Annotated in this window: 19 protein-coding genes and 1 tRNA gene; 13 read left to right on the top strand and 7 right to left on the bottom strand. The window is 63.6% G+C overall.

The window, feature by feature from the left end; translation table 11 throughout:
* Positions 1 to 307: 307 nt before the first annotated feature.
* Both N008_RS12220 and N008_RS12215 read right to left on the bottom strand, forming a co-directional pair.
* A complete protein-coding gene (locus N008_RS12220) occupies positions 308 to 1,018 on the bottom strand; it encodes an SGNH/GDSL hydrolase family protein (RefSeq protein WP_081910773.1) in 711 nt (236 codons plus the stop codon).
* Between the two features lie 171 nt (positions 1,019 to 1,189).
* Complete coding sequence (locus N008_RS12215; RefSeq protein WP_044016341.1) at positions 1,190 to 2,329, bottom strand: cystathionine gamma-synthase; 1,140 nt, start codon at positions 2,327 to 2,329, stop codon at positions 1,190 to 1,192.
* Between the two features lie 200 nt (positions 2,330 to 2,529).
* Here N008_RS12215 and N008_RS12210 point away from each other — a divergent pair, with 200 nt between their 5' ends.
* The 4 genes from N008_RS12210 (at position 2,530) to N008_RS12195 (ending at position 5,137) form a co-directional block, all read left to right on the top strand.
* Positions 2,530 to 3,423 (top strand): DUF2167 domain-containing protein, encoded by an 894-nt coding sequence (locus tag N008_RS12210; protein ID WP_197062849.1) that lies wholly within the window; start codon positions 2,530 to 2,532, stop codon positions 3,421 to 3,423.
* A 149-nt stretch (positions 3,424 to 3,572) separates the two neighbouring features.
* Positions 3,573 to 4,232, top strand: a complete 660-nt coding sequence (locus N008_RS12205; RefSeq protein WP_231569699.1) for a TVP38/TMEM64 family protein — start codon at positions 3,573 to 3,575, stop codon at positions 4,230 to 4,232.
* A gap of 144 nt (positions 4,233 to 4,376) precedes the next feature.
* Positions 4,377 to 4,450 (top strand) — tRNA-Arg (locus tag N008_RS12200).
* A 288-nt stretch (positions 4,451 to 4,738) separates the two neighbouring features.
* Positions 4,739 to 5,137 carry a hypothetical protein gene (locus tag N008_RS12195; protein ID WP_044016334.1) on the top strand — a complete coding sequence of 133 codons (399 nt, stop codon included), beginning with the start codon at positions 4,739 to 4,741 and terminating at the stop codon, positions 5,135 to 5,137.
* Between the two features lie 11 nt (positions 5,138 to 5,148).
* Here N008_RS12195 and N008_RS12190 read toward each other — a convergent pair whose 3' ends face one another.
* On the bottom strand, positions 5,149 to 5,511 hold the full coding sequence (locus tag N008_RS12190) for a hypothetical protein (RefSeq protein WP_044016332.1): 363 nt from the start codon (positions 5,509 to 5,511) through the stop codon (positions 5,149 to 5,151).
* A 314-nt stretch (positions 5,512 to 5,825) separates the two neighbouring features.
* Here N008_RS12190 and N008_RS12185 point away from each other — a divergent pair, with 314 nt between their 5' ends.
* The 5 genes from N008_RS12185 to N008_RS12165 all read left to right on the top strand — a co-directional run bounded on the left by N008_RS12185 (position 5,826) and on the right by N008_RS12165 (position 9,279).
* Positions 5,826 to 6,236, top strand: coding sequence for a hypothetical protein (locus N008_RS12185; RefSeq protein WP_044016330.1), 411 nt, complete (start codon positions 5,826 to 5,828; stop codon positions 6,234 to 6,236).
* 156 nt (positions 6,237 to 6,392) lie between these two features.
* Complete coding sequence (locus N008_RS12180) at positions 6,393 to 7,406, top strand: NAD(P)/FAD-dependent oxidoreductase (RefSeq protein ID WP_044016328.1); 1,014 nt, start codon at positions 6,393 to 6,395, stop codon at positions 7,404 to 7,406.
* Positions 7,407 to 7,520: 114 nt separating this feature from the next.
* The gene (locus tag N008_RS12175) at positions 7,521 to 7,847 is read left to right on the top strand and encodes a 2Fe-2S iron-sulfur cluster-binding protein (RefSeq protein WP_044016326.1); all 327 of its coding nucleotides are present in this window, start codon (positions 7,521 to 7,523) and stop codon (positions 7,845 to 7,847) included.
* Between the two features lie 45 nt (positions 7,848 to 7,892).
* A complete protein-coding gene (locus N008_RS23180) occupies positions 7,893 to 8,756 on the top strand; it encodes a hypothetical protein (RefSeq protein WP_156109277.1) in 864 nt (287 codons plus the stop codon).
* Positions 8,757 to 8,910: 154 nt separating this feature from the next.
* A complete protein-coding gene (locus tag N008_RS12165) occupies positions 8,911 to 9,279 on the top strand; it encodes a DoxX family protein (RefSeq protein ID WP_044016323.1) in 369 nt (122 codons plus the stop codon).
* A 108-nt stretch (positions 9,280 to 9,387) separates the two neighbouring features.
* Here N008_RS12165 and N008_RS12160 read toward each other — a convergent pair whose 3' ends face one another.
* A complete protein-coding gene (locus N008_RS12160; RefSeq protein ID WP_156109275.1) occupies positions 9,388 to 9,822 on the bottom strand; it encodes a hypothetical protein in 435 nt (144 codons plus the stop codon).
* A 170-nt stretch (positions 9,823 to 9,992) separates the two neighbouring features.
* The gene (locus N008_RS12155) at positions 9,993 to 16,289 is read right to left on the bottom strand and encodes an alpha-2-macroglobulin family protein (protein WP_156109272.1); all 6,297 of its coding nucleotides are present in this window, start codon (positions 16,287 to 16,289) and stop codon (positions 9,993 to 9,995) included.
* Between the two features lie 189 nt (positions 16,290 to 16,478).
* Between N008_RS12155 and N008_RS12150 the strand changes: the two genes are divergently transcribed.
* Entirely contained in the window at positions 16,479 to 17,186 is a 708-nt protein-coding gene (locus N008_RS12150; protein WP_044016318.1) for a porin family protein, read from the top strand.
* 87 nt (positions 17,187 to 17,273) lie between these two features.
* Here N008_RS12150 and N008_RS12145 read toward each other — a convergent pair whose 3' ends face one another.
* Positions 17,274 to 17,855: a DinB family protein gene (locus N008_RS12145; protein ID WP_044016316.1), complete on the bottom strand. Its 582-nt coding sequence runs from the start codon at positions 17,853 to 17,855 to the stop codon at positions 17,274 to 17,276.
* A gap of 123 nt (positions 17,856 to 17,978) precedes the next feature.
* Here N008_RS12145 and N008_RS12140 point away from each other — a divergent pair, with 123 nt between their 5' ends.
* The 3 genes from N008_RS12140 (at position 17,979) to N008_RS12130 (ending at position 21,050) form a co-directional block, all read left to right on the top strand.
* Positions 17,979 to 18,938, top strand: a complete 960-nt coding sequence (locus tag N008_RS12140; RefSeq protein ID WP_044016315.1) for a hypothetical protein — start codon at positions 17,979 to 17,981, stop codon at positions 18,936 to 18,938.
* A gap of 84 nt (positions 18,939 to 19,022) precedes the next feature.
* Complete coding sequence (locus tag N008_RS12135) at positions 19,023 to 20,096, top strand: ComEA family DNA-binding protein (protein WP_081910771.1); 1,074 nt, start codon at positions 19,023 to 19,025, stop codon at positions 20,094 to 20,096.
* 84 nt (positions 20,097 to 20,180) lie between these two features.
* Positions 20,181 to 21,050 (top strand): hypothetical protein, encoded by an 870-nt coding sequence (locus N008_RS12130; protein WP_044016310.1) that lies wholly within the window; start codon positions 20,181 to 20,183, stop codon positions 21,048 to 21,050.
* A gap of 75 nt (positions 21,051 to 21,125) precedes the next feature.
* Here the strand turns inward: N008_RS12130 and N008_RS12125 are convergent, their stop codons facing one another.
* Positions 21,126 to 22,034 carry a hypothetical protein gene (locus tag N008_RS12125; RefSeq protein WP_156109270.1) on the bottom strand — a complete coding sequence of 303 codons (909 nt, stop codon included), beginning with the start codon at positions 22,032 to 22,034 and terminating at the stop codon, positions 21,126 to 21,128.
* Positions 22,035 to 22,090 lie beyond the last annotated feature (56 nt).

The following is a 22,090-nucleotide window of genomic DNA, read 5'->3' as shown; positions in this document are numbered from 1 at the left end:
GTCCGTTCAGCACAATCCGGAAAAAGAAATAATATCAGCGCAGCTCTATGTACGCACTACCGCGCGGGCGGTTGGCGCGGGCCGGCGCAGCCTCAACAACAGCAACAGCACCCCGCCGCCACACCTGCGGAAGCAGGCCGGCAAATCGGCATCGGGGAGAAAGCGGGCAGGTTGAGCAAGTACATCAGGCGGGCAAACAGAAACCAAGGTGCCGGCGCACAACCGCGCGCCAAAACAACCCCTGCACTACCGCTTACGGCGCCGAATGTTTCGCGAACGGAAAAAAACCACTGTCAGCGCGCCACGCCTACTGCACCAGACGGCGCACCAGCGGCAGGGCGCGGGTGGCCCACTGCTGCATATGCAGGCCGGAGTAGTGCAGGCCGTCGGGCGCGAACTGGGCGGGGTCGTAGCTGGTGGCGCGGGTCAGGTCGGTGATGTCGAGGAAGGCCACGCCGGCCGCCGCGCACTCCTGCCGGGCGGCGGCGTTGAACTGGTTTATTTCCTGGCTGATGGCGGCCTGCGGGTAGCTGCGGCCCATCCGCGACTGGCCCCAGTCGGGAATGGACAGCACCAGCACGCGCCCGGGCCGCCCGCCCGCCAGCCGGATGGCCGTGTGCAGCAGCTCCCGAAAGTCGGTGCGGTACTCTGCCAGCGGCAACCCCTGAAACTGGTTGTTCACCCCAATCATCAACGACACCAGCTCGTAAGACGCAGGCGGATTGGCGGCGATGATGGCTTCGCGGAGCTGCCCGGTGGTCCAGCCGGTGCGGGCAATGATGTCGGGCTTCCGCAGGCCCTCGGCCTGGGCCAGCCGTGCCAGCTGCACGCCCCAGCGGTCGGCGGCCGGCACGCCCTGCCCGATGGTGTAGGAGTCGCCGAGGGCCAGAAACCGCCGGGTGCCCGCCGGCGCCGATACCGGATCTGCCGCAGGTGGCAGCGCGGCCGGCGCTGGTGTTTCGGCCCCACAACCCAACGTGAACAGCCAGACGGAAAGCAGAACAAGCAAGCGGGACATGGGCAGCGGCGCAACTACGTGAGGCCAACGTACGGCCCCACCGCGCCGCCAGATTGCCCGGCATATCACCTCACAAAAAAGCGCCGCCCGGAAACTATCGGACGGCGCTTTTTTCACAGAATCCACAGCCAGCCCCGGCGCAGCAGCGCCCCGGCAGCCAGCTGCGCTACGCTAGCCGATGGCTTGCTTCAAATCTTCAATCAAATCTTCCACGTCCTCGATGCCCACGCTCAGCCGAATCAGCGAGTCGGAGAGGCCGGCCTTGCGGCGCTCCTCGGCCGGAATGCTGGCGTGCGTCATGGTGGCGGGGTGGCCCGAGAGGCTTTCCACGCCGCCCAGGCTTTCGGCCAGCGAAAACAGCTCGAACTTCTCCAGCACGGCCACGGCGTCCTCTTTCCGGTCGCCTTTGAGCACGAAGGAAATCATGCCGCCGAAGTCGCGCATCTGCTTGGCCGCCACGGCGTGGTTGGGGTGCTCCGCGAAGCCAGGCCAGAACACTTTCTCCACTTTGGGGTGGCTCTTGAGGTACTCGGCTACGGCGCGGCCGTTTTCGCAGTGGCGCTGCATACGCAGGTGCAGGGTTTTCAGGCCGCGCAGCACCAGAAAGCAGTCCTGCGGGCCGGGCGTGCCGCCGCAGGCGTTCTGCAGGAAACGCAGCCGCTCGTGCAGCTCGTCGTCCTTCACAATCACGGCGCCCATCACCACGTCGGAGTGGCCGCCCATGTACTTGGTCAGCGAGTGCATCACCATGTCGGCGCCCAGGTCCAGGGGCGTCTGCAGGTACGGCGTCGAGAAGGTATTGTCCACTACCAGCAGCGCGCCGGCCTTTTTGGCCACGGCGGCGGCGGCTTCAATATCGATGACGTTGAGCAGCGGATTCGTAGGCGTTTCCACCCAAATCAGCTTGGTATTGGCCGTCACTTTCTCCTCTACAGCCGCCATGTCGTGCATCGGCACGAAGTGAAACTTGATGCCGTAGTTGGCGAATACCTTGGTGAAGATGCGGTAGGAACCGCCGTACAGGTCGTTGGTGCTGATGACCTCGTCGCCGGGCTGCAGCAGCTTGATGATGCAGTCGATAGCGGCCATGCCCGAGGCGAAAGCCAGGCCGTGCTGGCCGTTTTCCAGCGCCGCCAGCGCGTCCTGGAGCTGGGTGCGGGTGGGGTTGTGCGTGCGCGAGTACTCGTAGCCCTTGTGGTCGCCGGGCGAGCGTTGCACGTAGGTCGAGGTCTGGTAGATGGGCGTCATGATGGCCCCGGTTTCGGGGTCGGGGTGCACGCCGGCATGGATGGCTTTGGTTCCGAATTTCATCTGGTACGACTAAGTTTCTGGGGAACTGGGGTTGGGCCCGCAAAGGTAACCACGCGCCGGTAGCATTGCCCGGTGCGCCCTCGGCCGGCCGGCGGAAAGCCGAATCCTGAAAATCAGAATTTTGCCGGCTGCGGTGGCCAAATCCTCCGGACGGCGTTCTATCTTGTTGGCAAAATTCTATTCACACTTTTTTTATCCGCTTGAAAACACTCCTACTCCTATGGGCCCTGCTGGGCCTGCCCGCCGCCGCTGCCCTGGCCGCCCCCACCCCACCCGCCCCCGCCGACTCCATCGACAGTGAGCGGCACTACATCGACTCGGTGCAGGCCACCCTGCACTACCAGACCGGCCTGATTACGCTGCCCGACGGGCTGGGCTCCATTACGGTGCCGACCGGCTTCCGCTACCTCGATGCCAAGCAGAGCGAATACGTGCTGACCAAGCTCTGGGGCAATCCCGATGGCGAGTCGCTGGGCATGCTGTTCCCGGCCGACCGCGGCCCACTCGATGAAAACAACTGGGCCTTCGCCGTCGAGTACGACCCTTCGGGCTACGTGGAAGACACCGACGCCGCCGAAATCGACTACGACGACCTGCTGGAGGACATGAAGGAGGCAACCGAGGAAAGCAACGCCGAGCGCGAGGAAGCCGGCTTCGGCCGCATCATGCTCATCGGCTGGGCTTCCAAGCCCTTCTACGATGCCAAGCTCAACGTGCTGCACTGGGCCAAGGAGCTGCGCTTTGCCGGCACCGACTACAACACGCTCAACTACAACGTGCGCGTGCTCGGCCGCAAAGGCGTGCTCAACCTCAACGCCATCGGCGACATGGGCCAGCTGCCGGAAATCCGGCGCAGCATCCCGCAGATGATCAAGAGCGTGGAGTTTGCCCAAGGCCAGCAATACGCCGACTTCGACCCCAAAATCGACGAGGTGGCCGCCTACGGCATCGGCGGGCTAGTGGCGGGCAAGGTGCTGGCCAAGGTGGGCGCCTTTGCGCTGCTGGCCAAGTTCTGGAAGGTGATTCTGGCGGTGGTGGCCGGCGGCTGGGCTACCATCCGCCGGTTCTTCGGCGGCAGCTCCTCCGACGAGTAGGCGGGCCGGCCACGCTATGTAGCCTTCTGCCCCGTTCTTACGTTCTACCTTCGGGCCGGCGCCTTCACGCCGGCCCGTTTGTTTTTCACTTGCAGTCTATGGCTTTTCTCCGGGAGCTTTTTCAAAAAAACGCCTCTACTTTCCTTTCCATGGTACTGCTGGCGGGTTTGCCGTTTGTGGGCAGCTCGTCGCTGGGATTCCTGCTCTACCGCAACCAGGAGCTGCTGCAGCACCCCACGCTGCTGCAGGCGGTGCTGTACTTCGTGGTTATCGGGGTGGCCATGGCGTTTTCGCTGCTGCACACCACGCTGGCCGTGCTCATCACCGGGTTTTACTTCGGCTGGGCGGGCTTCCCGGGTATGCTCATCGCCTACACACTGGCGGCCCTCACCGGCTACCAGGTAGCCTCCAGCCTCGACCACGGCAAGATGCTGGCGTTTCTGCAGCGCTTCCCCAAAGCCGCCGCCGTGATGCAGGAAATGAAGACCGACAGCTGGAAGCTGGTGTTTCTGCTGCGCATCTCCCCGGTCACGCCGTTTGCCCTGATGACGTTCATTCTGGCCGTGATGGGCGTGGACCGGCGCCGGTTTCTGCTGGCTTCCATCGTGGGCATGCTGCCGCGCAGCCTGTTTTTCTACTGGCTCGGCACCAAAGCCCAGGATATTATGCTGCTGCTCCGCGACCCGGGCACTGGCAACACCGGCAAGGTACTGGTAGCGGTGCTGGTGGCGGTGTCGTTTTTTGGCCTGTACTACCTTTTCAACCGCGCCATGCAGCGAACCCTGCGCCAGGGCACGAAAATCGAGTAAAAAAATTCAACTGAAATTCAGCATCTTGCAGTCTTTCGCGAAAAAAAACCAAGCAAAATGCGGGACCCGGCTTGCACCGCCGGAATTTTCCCTGCTATCTTTGCACAACCAAAACGGATAAACGATCCGCCAAACGGTAAAAATGGTTGTGTAGCTCAATTGGATAGAGCATCTGACTACGAATCAGAAGGTTTAAGGTTCGACTCCTTACACGACCACGAACAAAGCCCCTCAGCAGCCTGCTGAGGGGCTTTTTTTATGCATTTTTCCTCCGGGCACCACGCGAAGTCCGGTTTCTGGGCCCAGCGGCGACCGGCCTTAAGGCTGCGCTTTATCAGCAACTCAACAGGCCTTGTTTCCAGATTTGAAACCCGATAAATAGTTCACCATCAGAACTTAAAATTTCACAGGGCCAGATTGGCAAGGTTTTGGGATTTCGGCACGCACTGCTCGCAAGAGCAGTACAGTTCCTATTCACCGTTTTGTCCCAACCCCTAACAACCAACATGCTGGATCGAATTAGAAAACACCTCATCCTCTTCGCCCGACAGCAGGTAGGCACCACCAGCTACCTGAATCTTGTACAGGAAGCCGATCTGGGTTTCAACCTCGACAACACCCACGAGAAAAAACGCCTGAAAGAAGTTCTGGCCGAAATTTCGGAAGCGGAGTATGCGGCCGGGCGGCCCATCCTGAGCTGCCTGGTAACCGTGGCGGGCCACAAAGGCCAGGGCGACACCTTCTACAAGCTCTGCGAGCAGCTGGGCCTGGGCGAATGGCGCGACCTGCGCCGCCAGGAAGACTTCCTGAAAAACCTGCGAACCGAATGCCGCGCCTATTGGCAGGACGACGCCAACTTTGCGCAATTCAGCCAGCTCAGCGAATACAGCGACCGGCAGGCCTAGCCCTGCTGCCGCTACGAGAGCAGCTTCGCTTGGTGGGCCGCGTTGATGATGGCCGGCGCATTTTTGAGCGTAGCCAGCACAAACTCCCGGGCGGCTTCCTTTAACTCATCCTTACTGATGTCGTGCGCCTCTTCGCGCACCAACTCGCCTATCGTCTGTAAAGCCAGCACGAGCGTTTCGCGCTTCGGACGCTCCTGCTTCAGCTGGGCGTAAGCCAGGGCTAGCTGTACATTGATTTTTTTGCGCCGCGTCCGAAAAACCGACTCGTTGGCCGCGTGGGGCTTGATGGCATCGAGCAGCTTCAGCAGCGGCAGCAGTTGGGTGGCCGTGGATACCACAGTGCCTTCCAGCCGCTGCCGACGCCGGCGCAGCATGGCCGAGGCAACATTTCTTTTGCTGTCCGGGTCAGCGGCGGCGGCCTGCTGAGGATGTTGGGCGTTTTCTGAGTGCATACGGGGCCTGATTGCCGATAACAGGTGCCCCAAGATAGGGCCTGCCCAACATTATTGCTTCTGCTGCATGCTCCGCGAACAATGTTTGCGGAGCATGTATAGTTTATAGGCCAGCTAAAGCATATAGCAGAAAAGGCACTAATGTTGTGCGCCCGGAATAGTACCGATATTTACGACGTTAGCCGGCCACTATCCTCTCCGCCACTTATCGATATTCCGTTATTCACACGCCGTTTATGGACCTTATTGCCTACCGCCCACAGTACCGGATTTACCTGCATACGGCCGGCAACCATATCGTTTATGAGCGTCTGGAAGAAATGACGCTGGCCACGGAGCTGCCGCACTATGTGGCTGATATCGAACGGGCCCTGAAGCTGGTGAAGCCAGGTTTCACGGTGCTGTCGGATCTGCGGCGCACTTTGGGGCCCAATCTTCATATGCTGCCCGTGTTCCGGCAGGTGCGCCAGATGCTGCAGGCTTCCGGGGTGGGCTTGGTGGTGGAAGTACACCCGCCTTCAGCCAGCGTGCCCAAGTTCATGCAGCAGGTGCGGGCCCAGTCGGAGGAAATCCCGACCTATATCTTTACTGACAGGAACGAAGCTGACGCCTTCCTGCAGCAGTTCTGGGCGCAGCAACCTTCCTGATACCAGGTCGGGGGCGAAAGTACCGCAGCGAAAGTGCGGGTTGGAGCCGGGTGCCTATCTTTGCGGCGGTATTGTCAGGCCGGGCCAACGATTTGGCCTAGTTGGCTGTTATGCCCAGGGCCCTGTTGGCCATTTGTTTGAACTCACCCTTCACTGATGAATTCTATTTCGACCGATATCTGCATCATCGGGGCCGGCCCGGTGGGGCTGTTTGCTGTATTTGAAGCCGGGCTGCTGAAGCTGCGCTGCCATGTAGTAGACGCTCTGCCTCAGGTAGGCGGGCAGCTGTCCGAGATTTACCCCAAGAAGCCCATCTACGACATCCCAGGCTTCCCGGATATTCTGGCCGGTGACCTGGTCAACAACCTGATGCGCCAGATCGAACCTTTCCACCCCACCTTCACGCTGGGCGAGCGGGTGGAAGGCTACCGCAAGCTCGACGACGGCTCGTTTGTGGTGACCACCATCGACGGCACCGAAATCAACTGCAAAGCCATTGCCATTGCCGGCGGTCTGGGCTCATTTGAGCCCCGCAAACCGGCCATCGAGCAGCTGGAGAGCTTCGAGCAGGGCAAGGGCGTGTACTACATGGTGCGCGACCCCGAAACCTTCCGCGACCAGCGCCTCGTCATTGCCGGCGGCGGCGACTCGGCCCTCGACTGGACTATTTTCCTGGCTAACGTAGCCAAGGAAGTGACGCTCGTGCACCGCGGCACCACCTTCCGCGGCGCCGCCGACTCGGCCGAGAAAGTGAAACACCTGCACGAGGCTGGCAAGGTGAACCTGGTGCTGAGCAGCAACGTGACGCACGTGCACGGCAACGGCCAGCTGCACGCCGTGACCATCACGGCCAACGACGGCACCGCCACCGAGCTGCCCGTGGACTCGTTCATTCCGCTGTTCGGCCTCACGCCCAAGCTCGGCCCGATTGAGGACTGGGGCCTGGAGCTGGAAGACAACGCCGTGAAGGTGAACACGCTGGACTACTCCACCTCGGAGCCCGGCATCTTCGCCATCGGCGACATCAACACGTATCCGGGTAAGCTGAAGCTGATTCTGTGCGGCTTCCACGAAGCGGCCCTCATGTGCCAGGGCGCCTTCAAGCACATCTTCCCCGAGAAGAAATACACCCTCAAGTACACCACCGTCAACGGCGTTCCGACGCTGTAATTGGTGATGAGGATATGAAGTGATGGAGTGATGAGGGAATGACGTTCTTCCCTCATCACTCCATCACCTCATCACTTCATCACGCTATTACCCCATCACTTCATCACGCACTCAATGACCGAAGACGTACGCGTATACGTGGAGGAAGCGCCCGGCCAGCGCACCGAAGTAAGCGGCCCCACCGACATGGGCCTGAGCCTTATGGAGCTGCTCAAGGCCAGCGGCTACGACATTCAGGCCACCTGCGGCGGCATGGCGCTGTGCGGCACCTGCCACATTGAGGTGCTGGCCGGCCCTGCCCTCGACGAGCCCTCCGACGACGAGCTGGCCATGCTGGAAAGCCTGCCGGTGATGAGCCAGGGCAGCCGCCTCTCCTGCCAGATCCGCCTCACCGAGCGCCTCGACGGCCTGGTGCTGCGCCTGATGCCGCAAAATACGTAGGCTGCCAGCCGCAATTTGCGGCCGGCCGGCGGCGTTAGGCTGCCGATGGCTACAACTACTTTTACTTTTGATATCCTGTACCGCGGCCTGCTGGGCTGCGGTTTTTTATTGCTTGGTTCCAGCGGTAGCGCGTGGGCGCAACGAGAAGTGGAGCTGAACATCAGTGGCGGCGTAACGCTGGCTCACCCCACTATGGAGCGGCAGAACATAACCAGGCAGTTCCGGACGGTCGGCAGCTTCAATACCGGGGCCGCTCTGCGCCTAGTGGTGCCGCTGACTGAGCGGCTGGGTATAGGTGTGGAGGAGCGCGTTACGGGGCTGCCCCAAAGTGTGCGCTACGGTACCCGGGGCAACGGCTTTAGCAAGGGCATTGGGGATCAGACGATACATCACTCGGGGATAAGCTTGCGGCTCTACGATGTGTGGAGCCCAGGGCCACACTGGGGACTTGATCTGGCACTAACTGGCTCCTATACGTGGACTTACGGCGGCCGCTACGCCTACGAAGGTCCACTCTGGTATAGCGACATTTCTCAACTCCCTCAGCCCGGCAATCCGCTGGTGCTGGTGCGCAACGTCGGCGGACGGGGCACGGCCATGGTGGGCGTGGAGGGACTGTTGCGCTACGAACTGGGGCTACGCCACATGCTGCTGCTCACGGCCACCTACCAGCGAGGGCTGAGTCCGCTCGAGGAAATCAACTCCACTCGGCTGGAATACATTGATGACAACGGCACCGTGCAGCAGGGCAGCCTGACGATCGTCAGCCGGGGCTCTTACGCCACGGTGCAGCTCGGCTACGGCCTACGCCTGGGCCAGCTGGCTGGTGCCACCCGCCGCAACCCACCCCCCCGCTACAGCCTCGACCCCGACGATACCGACCCGGACACGACGCCGGAAACCGAGTAGCACGCCAGTGACGCTAACAGAACGGCGGCCCGTTAGATTGATTGGAGCAAAGAGGTCGGTGGTATGAATTATTGCCTGAATCCGCCATATTGTGCAGCAGCTCAGTTCAAAACGGGCTCCGAGTTTCTCTCACTTCCACCAACCCACTTTTCGTATGACAGCTTCTACCCGCAACATCATTGCCTGGATTCTGCAGGGCCTGCTGGGCCTGGCCTTTATTGCATCCGGCGGCCGAAAACTCATGGATCTGCCGGGCACGGTGGCCATGTTCGGCAGTATGGGCATGCCCGCCGTGGTGGCCTATTTGGTAGCTGGTGGCGAGCTGCTGGGCGGCATCGGGCTGCTGATACCGCGCTTTGTGCGGCCGGCCGCGCTGGGACTGATAATCATCATGGTGGGCGCGGTGGTGATGCACGCCACCAAAATTCCGGGCGGGTTGGCCAATGGCGTACCGGCCATTGCGCTGCTAGTGCTGTTGCTGGTAGTGTTCTGGCTGCGCCGCCCCACCACCTCCACCATGTAGCAGCCGGAGGGTTCAGCCCAGAAAACTACCACCGGATTTCATTCCAAAAAAGAAGCGGCAACCAGAACGGGTGCCGCTTCTTTTTTGGGGTAAGATCAAGGATTGTGGTTAGCGCCGGCGCGAGCGGCTGCTTTTGGTGGCCGTCTTGCGCTTGCCAGCCGACGACTTATGAACCACTTTCTTTTTGCTGCTGGTGGAGCGGTGGCGGCTGCGCGAAGCCACATGACGCGGGGCGGCAGCCGGAGCGCTGGCATTTGGGGCAGCTTCCGGGGCTTTCGGCTCCGGGGCGGCTTCGGCGTGGTAAGCTGAAGCTTCGGTGTCGGCTTGGGCGGCGGCTTCTTCGCGGGCGGCGGCCTTCAGCACGGCATCCTGCTTGCGGCGGGCGGGCATCAGGAAATCGCGCTCGGCCCGCTCGCGGGGAGTCAGTTTCTCTTCGCCGGGCAGCGCGGTAGGGGTTACGGAGGTGGTCTTCTTTTCGCTTTGGGCCATCAGGGCCGTGCTGCTCAGCAGCAGGCCGGTTATCATCACAATCAGTCTCTTCATTGTTCCAACAGGGGCTAAACGGAACTTCAAAATTACCACCCCCCGGCCACAAAATCCAAAGCCGACCACGTACCATGCTGGCAGAAAGCCATTTTGGTCGAGCTGACGCGCGATTTCACCGGCAAAAAAGCTACCGACCGCCACTATATAGCAGCCGGTAGCTATAGCCGCTACGGCTGCCCCGCAATCTGCACCCGCGTGCCAGCCGAGTGGGTTGTGAACTCCGGCGCGTACAGGCACTGCAGCTGGCTCAGGCCACCCGAGAAGTTGCCGGCCTGCGCCGCCCGCAGCCGGTACTCGAAGGTGTGGGTGCCTTTGGGGAAAAAGCCGATGAAGAAGTTGGTGGCCGCGTCGCGGGGGCTCTCGTAGTAGCCCAGGCCGCCCTGGTAGCGGTAGCCGGAGGTCTGGCCGATGAGCTCCAGGCCAGCGGCGCGCTGGTCTTTGAGGTGCACGTATTCCAGGTCGCGGTCGGCGCGCAGCACTAGGCGCACCACCAGCACGTCGCCGACGCGCAGGGGGCTGGCGGCGGTGAGGCGCTCCAGCACGGGGCCGCCGGTGGTGCGCTGCTCGCGGTAGAGCTGGCGCTCCAGCTGCAGGCCGGTGGCGGCGGGCGTTATCTTATCCAGCTGCTCGAAATACTGCCAATAGAGCGCACCCCAGGCCACGCCCGCATCGGTTTTCTGCACCGATACGCGGCCCTGCGCGGGCTGCACTTCGGCGGCGGGCCAGCTGACTTTGTAGTAGCCAGTGCCGGCCTGCTGGGTGGTAGGCGCCACGGGCTTCCCTCCCACCGTCACGCGCAGGGGCTGGGTGGGCTGCAGCCAGTCGGAGCCACGCAGCAGCAGAGCGTAGCAGGCGTCGGCGGTGGCACGGGTGCTGGGCCAGCTCTGGGTCTGCTTCTGCTTGAGCAGCCAGAGCTTCATTTCATCCACGGCTTTCTGGTCGTTCTGCACCTCGTCGAAGGCCTCGATGAGGGTGGCTTGGGTTTCGGTGGGGGCTTCGCGCCAGTAGTAGCCGCCGCGCACTTCCTTCCAGTACATGCCCAGCTCGGGCGAGTGCAGGGCATTTTCGGTGAGGGCCGTGAGGATGGCGCGGGGCGCGGCGGGTTGCTGCTGGCGGTGCAGGGCCAAGGCCATCTGGGCCTGCAGGTAGCGGGTGCGGGCGGGCCAGAAGGCGGCGGCCTGCTTCTGATAGTAGGCCAAGGCGGGCTGCGTGGCCTTGGCTACGGCCGGCGCAACCCAGAAGCTGCGGGCATACAGCGCCTGAATCTGCAGATCGGAAAGATGGTCCTGCTTCAGATTTACGCCCTTTTGTTTGCGCAGGTCGGCGTAGTCACGCTGCAGCTCGCCATCGAGGTAGGCCAGGGCCTGGCGCAGGATGGGGGCGGCGCGCTCGTCCTGGCTGGCATCGAAGGCGCCGAGCTTGCGCAGCTTGCCGAAGCCGGCCACGATGAGCTGGGTGATGTAGCGGTCAGCGGGCATCTTCTCAAACCACGGAAACGCGCCGTTAGGCTGCTGCATGGCGGCCAGCTTGGTGAGGGCGCGGGCGGTTTCGGCCTTCAGGCGGGGCTCATCGAACAGCTCGGTAAGGCGGCGCATCCGCTCGGTTTCACTCTGGGCGTCGCGCACCCAGGGCGTTTCCTGCAGCAGCAGGGCTTTCAGTTCGGGGTTCTGGTCGAGCTTGCTGGTGAGGGAGGTTTTGTCGCCGCTTTGGGCAGCGCGCTGCCACTCGGCCAGCATGGCCTTGAAGCGCGGATTGCTTTGCAGGATTTTGGCGGCCAGCAGGTTGGCGTAGAGGCGGCTGAACACCTGCTCGGAGCACTCGTAGGGGTACTCCATCAGGTAGGGCAGCGCCTGCACGGCGTACCAGGCCGGGTTTTCGGTCATTTCCAGCGTGAGCGAGTAGTTGCGCCGGGTGGGCGAGGTGGTGCTGGTCAGCTTCTGCAGCTCAAACTCCCGGGTGGCCGGCCCCACGATGGGCAGCGGCAGGCTTTCGGTGACCAGCAGGCGGTTGGGCAGCACCGGCAGCGTGTTCTGCTCGCCGTCTTCGATGGTTGTTAGTTGTTGGTTATCAGTTGCCGGTTTGTTCTGGCGGCGGGCCTTTTTCTGCGCTTTCTTATCTGTCCCTGACAACTGAGAACCGACAGCTGACAACTCTCCCGACGCCACCACCTTGTAGGTTATGGCTTCGATGGGCAGCTGACCTTCGGCGGTTTCGGGGATGGTGAGGCTCCAGCTCACGGCCTGGCTTTGGCGGGCGGGCAGATTGAACGCCAGCTGGGCGGGGCTTTGCAGCACTTTCGCCTCAATGGGATGCTGAGTGCGGGCATCGAGCAGCAGCAGCTGGGTGCGGCCGCTGATGGGCGCATCGGTGAGGTTGCTGAGCTTGGCCGAGAAGGTGAGCTGGTCGCCTTCGCGGAAGAAACGCGGGGCGTTGGGCGTCACCTGCAGGCTTTTCTGGGTCACCAGCTCGCGCTGCAGCATGCCGGAGTGCAGCTGCTGGTCGTGGGCTAGGGTGAGCAGCTGCCAGCGGGTTACGGCCTCGGGCATCTGGAACTCCAGCACGGTTTCGCCCTGGGCGTTGGTGCGCACGGCCGGCGCCCACAAAGCCGTTTCGCGGAAGTCGGTGCGGGCCTGCACGTTGCTGAGGTCGGCACTAGGCTTGTCAACCAACTGAGCCATATCTGGAATATCGTCTGTCTCTCCGGGGCGTGGTGGGGCATTGGGTGGCGGAGGAGGAGGCGGAACCATACGCATTTGGACCTTATTCGCACTGCCTGGAGCTGCCGCCATAGCAGCAGACTCAAGCCGTTCTTCCATAGGCGCATTGCCTCTTACCACTCGGGTTGACACCACTTTATCAGCAAGCTCTGTCTGGTCCGGAATTTCGTCCTCGCCCATAAAGCCCCACATATTGAGGTGCGGGTAGACGAGGCTCCAGACTGTCCCGGTCACGGGGTTGCCGTCAAACAGCTCCGTGGATTCCTCCACGCCGAACCGGCCGTTCCAGGCCAGCACGGCGGGATAGTATGGCCGGGCAAACTCCAGCTCCGCGAAGGAGTGCGGCCGGAAAACGTCCAGCGACTTATCGTAGAGCGAGGCCAGTAGCTCGGCCGCGGCGGGCTGGCCGTTGGCCTGGCGGATGGTGACGCGCCAGGTTTCCTGTTGGCCGGGCTGCAGCTTGTCGCGGAAGGTGGCGATGCTGAGGGTTAGTGGCGCGGACGGCGTGGCTACCTGCACGGTGGCTTCATGGCGGTAGAGGCGGTTGTCGCGGATCTGCGTGAGGTGCAAGTGTAGCTGCGCGCCGTCGAGGGCGGCGGTGGTCGGGATTTCCACCACGCGCTGCTCGTTGGCGGCCAAGGTGAGCCACTCATGGCGCAGGGTTTCGCCCTTGGCTTCCACTTCCAGCAGCACCCGCGCGCCGGCGGCGCTGCCTACCAGGAAGCGGGCTGGCTGGCCGGGCAGTACGCTGTCCTGCAGGGCCACAAACCAGTCGAAGGTGGGCACAGGCAGCGTGGCGGCGGTGGCCGAAAAGAGCGTGAAGCGCTGCTCGACTTTCGCCTCCGGCTCGGTGGCGGTGGCGGCCGGCGCGGTGGCTTCCAGCAGGTAGCGGCCGGGCTCCTGGGTGGCCAGCGCGGCGCGCAGGTTGGGCAGCAGCGGTGTTTTGTCGGTGTCGAATTCCTGGGTGAGCACGAGGGTGCGGGCCCAGGTGCTGTCGTTGTCGTCGCGGGCGTAGGCATCCAGCGGGAACAGGCGGCGGAACTCTTCCTGCGTCAGGGCTTCGTACTCGGGCTGCTCCCAGACGCGGGGGCGCAGGGCGCGGGTGGGCGGCGTGAGGCGGTAGAGGCGCAGGGTGCTCCGGGCCGGGCGCGGCTCGCCGGCCGCGTTGGTGCTCAGGAGCTGCAACGGCGGCAGCTGCTCGCGGTTGAGCTGCTCGGGCGCGTCGAGGCGGAGCGTGAGGGCGCTGGTGCCGAGGCTCACGCGCTGCTGGCCGGTGCGGGTTTCGCCGGCCGCGTCGGTCACGTCGGCCGTCACCTCAAACGCGTAGCCGGGGCCCCAGCCGCGCTTGCCGGGGCCGGCCGCGGTTTCCCCTTTCGCCACAAACGTCACGACGAAACCGCCGGCCGAGTCGGTCCGGGTTGTGCCGCTGAGGATTTCCAGCTCGGGCTGGTCGCCGCCGTAGAAGCCCCGGCCGAAGAAAGGCCAGAACGTGCGCCGCACCACACGATACTGCACCGTGGCGCCATCGATGGGCTGGCCGGCGTAGGCGGTAGCCTTGCCGCGCACCGTCACGGATTGGCCCAGCACGGGCGTGCCCGCCACCGGCTCAAACGTCACCTGAAACGTGGGCCGCTTGTAGTCCTCGACGGCAAAGCTGACGCTGCCGGCATCGGTCTGCAAGCTCATTTCACCATTAAGCAACCCGGTAGGCAGCACCACAGAGCCGTGGAAAGAGCCGAAATCCGACGTGGTGAAGGGCAGCGTCTGTATGGTCTGGCCGTTCACGTCCACGAGCCGCACCGACACAGCCTGTTTGGTGAGCAGCTGCGACTTGCCGGCGCGGGTTTCGGTGAAGATGCCTTTGAAGTACAGCGTCTGGCCGGGCCGGTAGATGGCGCGGTCGGTGTAGAGGAAGGTGCGGCGCTGGGGCTGCTCCAGATCCCGCGGGCCCCGGCGCGGACCGTAGTAGCCGCTTTGCGTGGTCAGCAGCGAGTCGCGGCCCTGGGTGAGCAGCAGGGCCCGGAGCTGGGTGTTCTGGCCGGTGGCGGTACCCAGCGCAATCTGGGTCAGGCCCTCGGCGGTGGTAGTTTGCGCGGGGCCGCGCCGCTGCTTGTATTGGTCCGCCTTCTGGTCGTAATACTGAAAGAAGGGCAGCACCTGCACGCCGGCCTGGGGGATGCCGGTCTGGCGGTGCAGTACCAGCACCTCGGGTCCTTCCTGAGCGGCGGCGTTGCGGCGCAATTCGCTCAGCTCGCTCACGCTCAGCTCGGCGTAGGCAGTAGCCACGCCAGGCTTTTCTTTGGTAGCCGCTTCCTCAGCGGTGCTCAGCACGATGAGGTAGTGGCCCAGCGGCAGCGCCGGGCCGGCGTGCTGCACGGTGTGGGGGCGGTAGTCGGCGGGGCCGGGCAGCTCCAGCGCCCAGGCGGCGGCAGGCTTGCCGGCCAGCACGCGGGCGTAGCGCTTCTGAAAGCGGTTTTCGTCGTAGGGAGTTGGCTTTTCCAGCTCCCGCAGCTGCCGGGCCGTGCTGATGCGGTAAGCCTTGGCGTACAGCTTCGGCACGTTGCGCACGGTCAGCTTCAACAGCCAGGGCTGGGCGGGCAGCACCACTTCTTCGGTAGTGAAGCGCAGCTCCAGGGCCTCGATTCCCAGCCGCAGGTTGCGGGCCTGCTGAGCACCCTGCGACTTCGGCCAGGCTTTTTCGGCGGCCAGGGCCAGCTCCCTCGCCTGGGCGGGGTCGGTTTCTTGCAGGCTGTTGGCTTGCTCGAACATAAACCGGCTGGCAATCGGCAAGGCTTTGTAGGTGTCGATGGCGCGCAGCAAGGCGGCGCGGTACAGCGCGTCCTCGTCGGGCAGGGTTGCGTGCTCGCGCACGAAGCGCAGGCGGGCCAGGTCCACGTCGGCCAGGGCGGCGGGGTTGGCGGCGGCTTCCCGGAGGCGGAAGGCGGTGAGCTGCTGCAGCACCCGCAACACCTGCAGCTGCCCGTTCAGCGAGTCAGCCGGCGGCGCAGTCAGCTTTAGCTGCACAAACTCAGCGACGGGGCCGAACAGGGCCGGATCAGTCAACTCAAACTGCTCAGCGGGCTTCGTGACGTAGAACTCATCGTTGCCGAGGCCCTCGATGGCGCGGCGGGCCAGCAGGTCGTAGAGCGTGGGCGCAAGGGCGCGGCTTTCGGCGTCGCCGCCGGTTATGGCGTAGCCCAGGGCGGCCAGCTTCAGCTGCTGCTGGCGTTGGGGCTCATCGAGCAAAGAGGCGCGGTAGTGCTGCAGCACGGCGCTGCCCAGGCGGGCGGCATCCCAGGTGCGGATATCAGCTTGGCTGGCATCGGCGGGGTCGGGCGCGGCGGCGCGGGTCCGGTCGTAGAGTTGGTAGCGGTGCTGCTGGTAGTAGTTGGCGTAGAGTTGGGCCAGCAGGCTGTGCAGGATGGGCCGGGCCGGAAACCGGGCCGTTTTCAGGTCGGCCTCCACCAGGGCAATGGCCTTTTCGTCGGACTCTTCTTCGCGCTCATCCAGCAGGCGCAGCTTGTAGAGCAGGGCGCGCAAGTACTCGGGCGTATCCTGGCGCTGGCGGGCCTGCTGGTAGAGGGCATCTACCAGCTTCCCGGCCGAGGCGGTCTGGTCTTTGGCCAGCAGCTGGTCGATTTTCTTCCAGGCGGCGGGGGTACCGGGGCCGGCACCCGCCGGAGGGTTTTGGGAGGAGCCAGGGAGCAGCATCAGCAGGGCCAGCAAACTAAAGAGGAAGGAACGCATAGGATGGAAACGACGGGAAACGGCAAGTTGGTAAAATCCAGATGCCTGTTCCTGAGCAATTCCATATTCACTCTGGCAGAAAGTTGGCGGCTAGCTCCTGCGTCGGAAGGAAAGCCCGTAGCGAAGCAGTCTATATTCGCGCTGAATACAACCACACAGGTTCACTTACCCCCTATTTTCCTCTTTTTTATGAAGTCCCTATTCACCGCCCTACTGGGTATGGCAACTGTAACCCTGGCTACTCCTGCCGCTGAGGCTCAAATCAGCTTTGGCCCGCGCATCGGGGCTAATTTCGCCGATTTCAGATACCACACTCAAGCGTCGTATGTTCTAAACTCGCAAATGCGCCTTGGTGCGCAGGCTGGCGTAGCGGCCAACATTGGCTTCGGCAATTTTGCCTTCCAGCCGGCGTTGCTCTACAGCCAAAAGGGCTACCGGGTTGATTTGGAAGATTCCAGCCCTAACAGGTTCTCGTCTCATCAGGAAGAACTACGCCTCAACTATCTGGAAGTACCCCTGAATGTGGTGTATACCGCTAACGGAGCCACAGGCTTGCAAGTATTTGCTGGTCCATACTTCGGGCTGGCACTGAGTGGCAAGGGCAAAGAGGAGCTGAAGTATACTACTGGCAGCCTTAACGATATTCTTGAAGGGAAATACGACGTAGAATTCGCTGAGCAGGCCGGTACCGACAATTCAAAAGCTTATTACCGCCGCCTCGACCTGGGCGCCACATTTGGCGTGGGCTACAAGGTTGACCCAATGCAGGCACAGCTCGGCTATGCCATGGGTATCAGCAACATTGCCCCCAACGACCGAAATAACGACGAGCCCAGAGACAAAATCCGCAACCGCAACCTCCAACTCAGCCTCACCTATTTTTTCGGGGCCGAGTAAGAAGTACTTTCTGCACAAAAAAAGAGCTTCCGGGTACGACCGGAAGCTCTTTTTGTGATGGATTTTACCACTTTGGTACTGCGCCGCTCAGGCCACCACGCCGTGGCCCTGCAGCACCCGCTCGGCCTGCGTTACGTGACGGCGGATGTGCACCACCAGCATTTCCAGCACGTCGGGCAGGCGGGGCCAGAGCAGCGGAATGATGGGGTTGGGGATGCGCACGGCGTTGGCATTGACGCGGCGGGCCTGCTCCAGCAGCTGCAGCAGCTCCTCAAGCTGGCGGCCGAACACTTCCACCACGGTGCGCGGCAGCCGCGAGCCGCTGGGCGCGTACTGCTGGGGCGTTTTCATGGCTTTTTCCGCAGGCGGCGCCTTCAGGGCGGCCGTCATTTTCTGGCCGATGTAACCGTGCTTCACGGATTCGGCGGGGGTGCTGCCGCGCTCCTGGGCCTGCTTGAGCTTGCGCGTGATGGTGGGCAGGTAGAAGCCGCCGATGATGTTGAGGTGCTCCAGGCACTGGCCCACGCTCCAGGTGTCGGGCGAGGGGCGGCGGTTGAGCTGGTCGTCGGTCAGGGGCCGGAAACGCTGCTGCGTCACGTCACGCAGGGCGGTGAGCTCGGCCGTCAGGCCATCGAAGAAGGCAGTGGTGCGGGTGGGGGACTGACTCATCACGGGGGCAAACAGGAGGAAAAACAGCCGAACGGCGCGTAATGATACGGGCCCGGGGCGGCATCGGCAATTACGCAGCCGCGAATCCGGAAGATTCACGCCTTTTTCTGATACCTTGGTACTATGTTCCGATTTTTAGCTGGCCTGTTTCTGCTGACTATGACCGGGTTTTTGGCCAGAGCCCAGGCCGTACCCAACCCCGGCGAAAATATTGCGTCGCTCGTCACGTTCGGGGCCCAGGCCGACCCCAGCTGGGGCGACGACGACTTCACCCAGACCTTTTTCTTTCTGGTGCCCAAGCAAAACCGCCAGCCGGTGTACATCCGGGTCTTCGACCCCGACTGCGGCGGCCAGCTCGACGAAAAGCGCTTCACCTGGAACACCACCACCGAGTTCAGCCTCTACGGCGGCCCCGGCACCCACTCCGCCCCCGACGCCCGCAAGCCCAAGCCCGGCGGCAACTTTCGCTCCGGCACCTTGCTCAAGCAGGTGAAGTTCGGGGCCGACGCGAAATACGACGGCCAGTGGTACACGTTCGGGCCGCTCAACCCGCTGGAGGGCGAGTACGTGCCGGAGTTTGATGGCTACGTATTCAAGGTGATTACGCAGGGCAAAGCCGGCGACGACGGCAACCTGTACCGCTACTTTTTCAGCACCAGCCCCACCCAGAACGTGGCCGTGGAGGGCGGCAACGCCTTCACCTACGAATACGCCTTCCGGCTGGTGCCCACGCGGCGCGCCATTACGCACCTCTACCCCTACGTCAACGACCGGGTGGTAAGCATCACGCAAAGCAACTTCGACCTCGACGGCGACGTGACCATCAAGATCTTCAGCGTGGCTAAAAACGGCCACCCGGCCAGCGTGAGCCAGGACAACGTGTGGGCCCGCAGCCAGCACCCCATCAGCAGCAAAGAGCACGGCCTCTCGCTGGACATGCGCCTGACCTCGCTCACCAAGGAAGGCAACGACCTGGTGTTCTACGTCACGGACCAGTACGACGTGGCGCTGCCGTTTTTCGCCATTCCGCTGGGCGGGCCGCCGCGCTACCGCTACGACGTGGACGTGAAAATCCGGAAGTAGCCGCCGGCCGGGCTTGGGGATGAATAGGCTGCTTGCTATATTGATTGCAGCTTATTCTGTACCAATATCCTATGCTTACCCGGTATGCCGCTATCTTCTCCTCCCCCCACCAGGGCCCAGGCGCCCGCTACTGGTTTTAGGGCCCGTTTTCGGGTGGCACGGCGGCGCTACTTCGGGTTTTCGCGCCGCGAAACCACCGGTTTTGCGGTGCTCCTGACGCTGCTTTTGGGGCTGCTGGTGGCGCCTTTGCTGCTGCGGCCGCACCTGCCCTCCTATAATCCCGCCGCCGACCAGCGCCAGCTCAACCAGTGGGCCACCGAGCTGGCCGCCAAACGCCAGCCCCGGCCGGCATATGCGGGCACCGGCAGCCGCTACCCGCGCCGCGCCTACCCACGTCGGCCCCGCGTGCCGCAGGTGGCTCTGGCTCCCTTCGACCCCAACCAGTTTTCCAGCCTCGACTGGCAGGCGCGCGGGCTGCCGGCCTGGCTGGGCGAGCGGCTGGTGAAATACCGCGACGCCGTGGGCGGCTTCCGGGCCAAAGAGCAGCTCCGGCGCGCCTACGGCCTCTCCGACACCACCTACGCCCGTCTCGCGCCCTACATCCAGCTACCCGAGGCTCTGCCGCCGCGCGAGCCGCACACCTACGCCGCCCGCCCCTACCCTGACCGCGCCACCGACCCGGCCAGCCGCCGCTTCGGGGCCGGCGGGCCGGCCGCCGCCAGTGCCTACCCTCGCAAGCCCCGCAACCTGCAGCCCTTCGACCTGAACACGGCCGATACCACCCAGCTGATGCAGATCCGGGGCATCGGGCGGGGGCTTTCGGCGCGGGTGGTAGACTACCGGCAGCGGCTGGGCGGCTTCCGCGAGGCCGGTCAACTGGCGGAGCTCTACAGCTTGCGCGACGCGCCCGATCTGGTGGACAGCCTGCGCAAGTACACGTTCGTGCGGCCTGGTTTCGTGCCGGAGGGTGTGGATATCAACAATGCGCCGTTTGAAGTGCTACAGAGCCACCCCTACGTGGGCAAGCGCCTGGCCCGGGTGGTGGTGGCCTTCCGCCAGCAGCACGGCCCGTTCCGGCAGCCGGGCGACCTGCGCCAGATCCGCATCCTCGACGAGGCCACCTACGAGAAGCTGCTGCCCTATCTGCTGATTAAATGAGGCCGCTTCAGCCAGCGCAGTAGCTTTGCGGGCCCAACCCTCCGGGCCTGCCGGGAGTTAAACGGCTAACCTTTCTTGATTTTCATGCTGTTTTTGCTGCGCGACAAGCTGTTTCCTGTTCTCGTTTTCCTGCAGTCGGTGGTATGTGGCTGTGGCCCCCAGGATGGCCGGGGCGAGTTTGTCAAGGTCAACACAAACTATAAAGTAGAGCAAACGGGCCGCATGCGCCAGCCACTGGTGAAGGAAAGCTCGGGCTTTGCCTTGGCCGGGGTGCAGGAAGACCTGTGGACCCACGGCGACGGCGGCAGCGCGCAGTCGCTGTTCCGGGTGACGCCCCAGGGCGACGTGCTGCAAACCCTGAACCTGGCTCCACTCACCAACATCGACTGGGAAGACCTGGCCCGCGACAACGCCGGCCGCTTCTACATCGGCGACTTCGGCAACAACCAGAACAAGCGGCGCAACCTAGCCATCTACCGCCTCAGCGGCCCCAAGCTCGATCAGGTAGACACCATCCGGTTCCGCTACTCCGACCAGCGCCAGTTTCCGCCCCGCAAAGCCGCCCGCAACTTCGACTGCGAAGCTTTTTATTATCATCAGGACAGCCTCTATCTGTTCACCAAAAACCGGAGCAAGGGCCACTATGTAAAGCTCTACTCCTTGCCCGCCCGCCCCGGCACCCACGTAGCCAATCTGCTCGACAGCCTCCGCATCAACACCTGGGTTACGGCCGCCGACATCAGCCCCGACGGCCGCACGGTGGCGCTGCTCGGCTACGGCCACGTGTATCTGCTGGAGCGCCAGCCCGGCCGCCGCCTGTTCGATGGCCCCAAGTCCTGCCTGGCGCTGCCCACCACCGGGCAGGCCGAGGCGCTGGCCTTCCTCAACAACACCGACTTCATGGTCAGCAACGAGAAGGGCCGCATCTACCGCGCCACCCGCAAAGCCAGGTAACACCTTTACAGCAAAACGGCCCGCTACCTGAGGTAGCGGGCCGTTTTGCTTGGTGCCGAGGCAGCCGATTACGTCTTATTCCTGGGTGCCGGTGCGCTTGGGGGTGGCGCCATAGTCGGTATCCTTTCCGCCGGCCGGGCGGTTTTCCTGGCGGCTTTGCTGCCCGTAGTTCTGGCTCTGGTCCTGGCTGTCGTAGTCGCCGCGGGCGGGCGAGCCGGCCTGGCTGTTGTCGTTGGCGGCGTCGTATTCGTCGTTGTAGGAGCCGCCGCGCGAGCCGTGGCCGTCCTGGGTGCTGCCGCTGTAGCTGCTGCCGGCGCCGGCGTTGGCTTCTTCAGGCATGGCAGCGGGGCGGCCGGCTTCGTCCTGGGCGCTGGCCGTGCCAGAGGCAGCGGCGGCACCGGGGGTGGGCTGGCGGTAGTTGCTGTCGTCGGGGTGGCCTTGGTTGTCGTAGCCGCCGCGGGACGAGTGGTCGTCTTCGCGCTGGTTGCGGGCGCCCTGTGCCGAGCTGGGTGCTTCGGCTTGCAGCGGGCTGCCGCCGGAGGTGTTGCCGTAGTCGGCGCTGTAGCCTTCGCCACGGCTTACGTCCGAGCCGTTGTCGTTTTGCTGGCTGGTGGCTCCTCCCATGCCCTGGCCGTTGTCACCGTTGCCTTGCCGGGCCTGGTAGCCGTCGTGGTGGGCAGTGGTATCGGAGGGCGGGGCGGCCTCGCGAGCGGGCTCCGGCGTGAGGTTACGCACCTGGTTGCCGTAGCCGCCGTGCGTGTGGCCGAGGTGGCCGTGGGCGCCAAATTCGCCCCGATCGGGGCTGCTTTGCTGGTTTTCGAGCCGGTCGGGGTCCTGGAAGCTGGCCTGCGTGCTGCTGTTGTCGTAGCGGCTGCCTTCGCTCCCTACGGTGGAGTTGCTGTTGTCGGCGGCAGCTGGCGCGGCCGAATCGGGGGCGGTGTTATGCGGTTTTTTTTCGTCGTTTTCCATGAGCGGGGCTGCCATGTTGGCGGGAATAAGTGCGGCAGCTACCGTGCTATACGGGGCCATTTCCCGCATGG

This window comes from Hymenobacter sp. APR13 (genome assembly GCF_000737515.1).
Taxonomy (GTDB): Bacteria; Bacteroidota; Bacteroidia; order Cytophagales; family Hymenobacteraceae; genus Hymenobacter.
The sequence above is the reverse complement of the archived record's forward strand: the minus strand, read 5'-3'. Positions and strand labels throughout refer to the sequence as shown.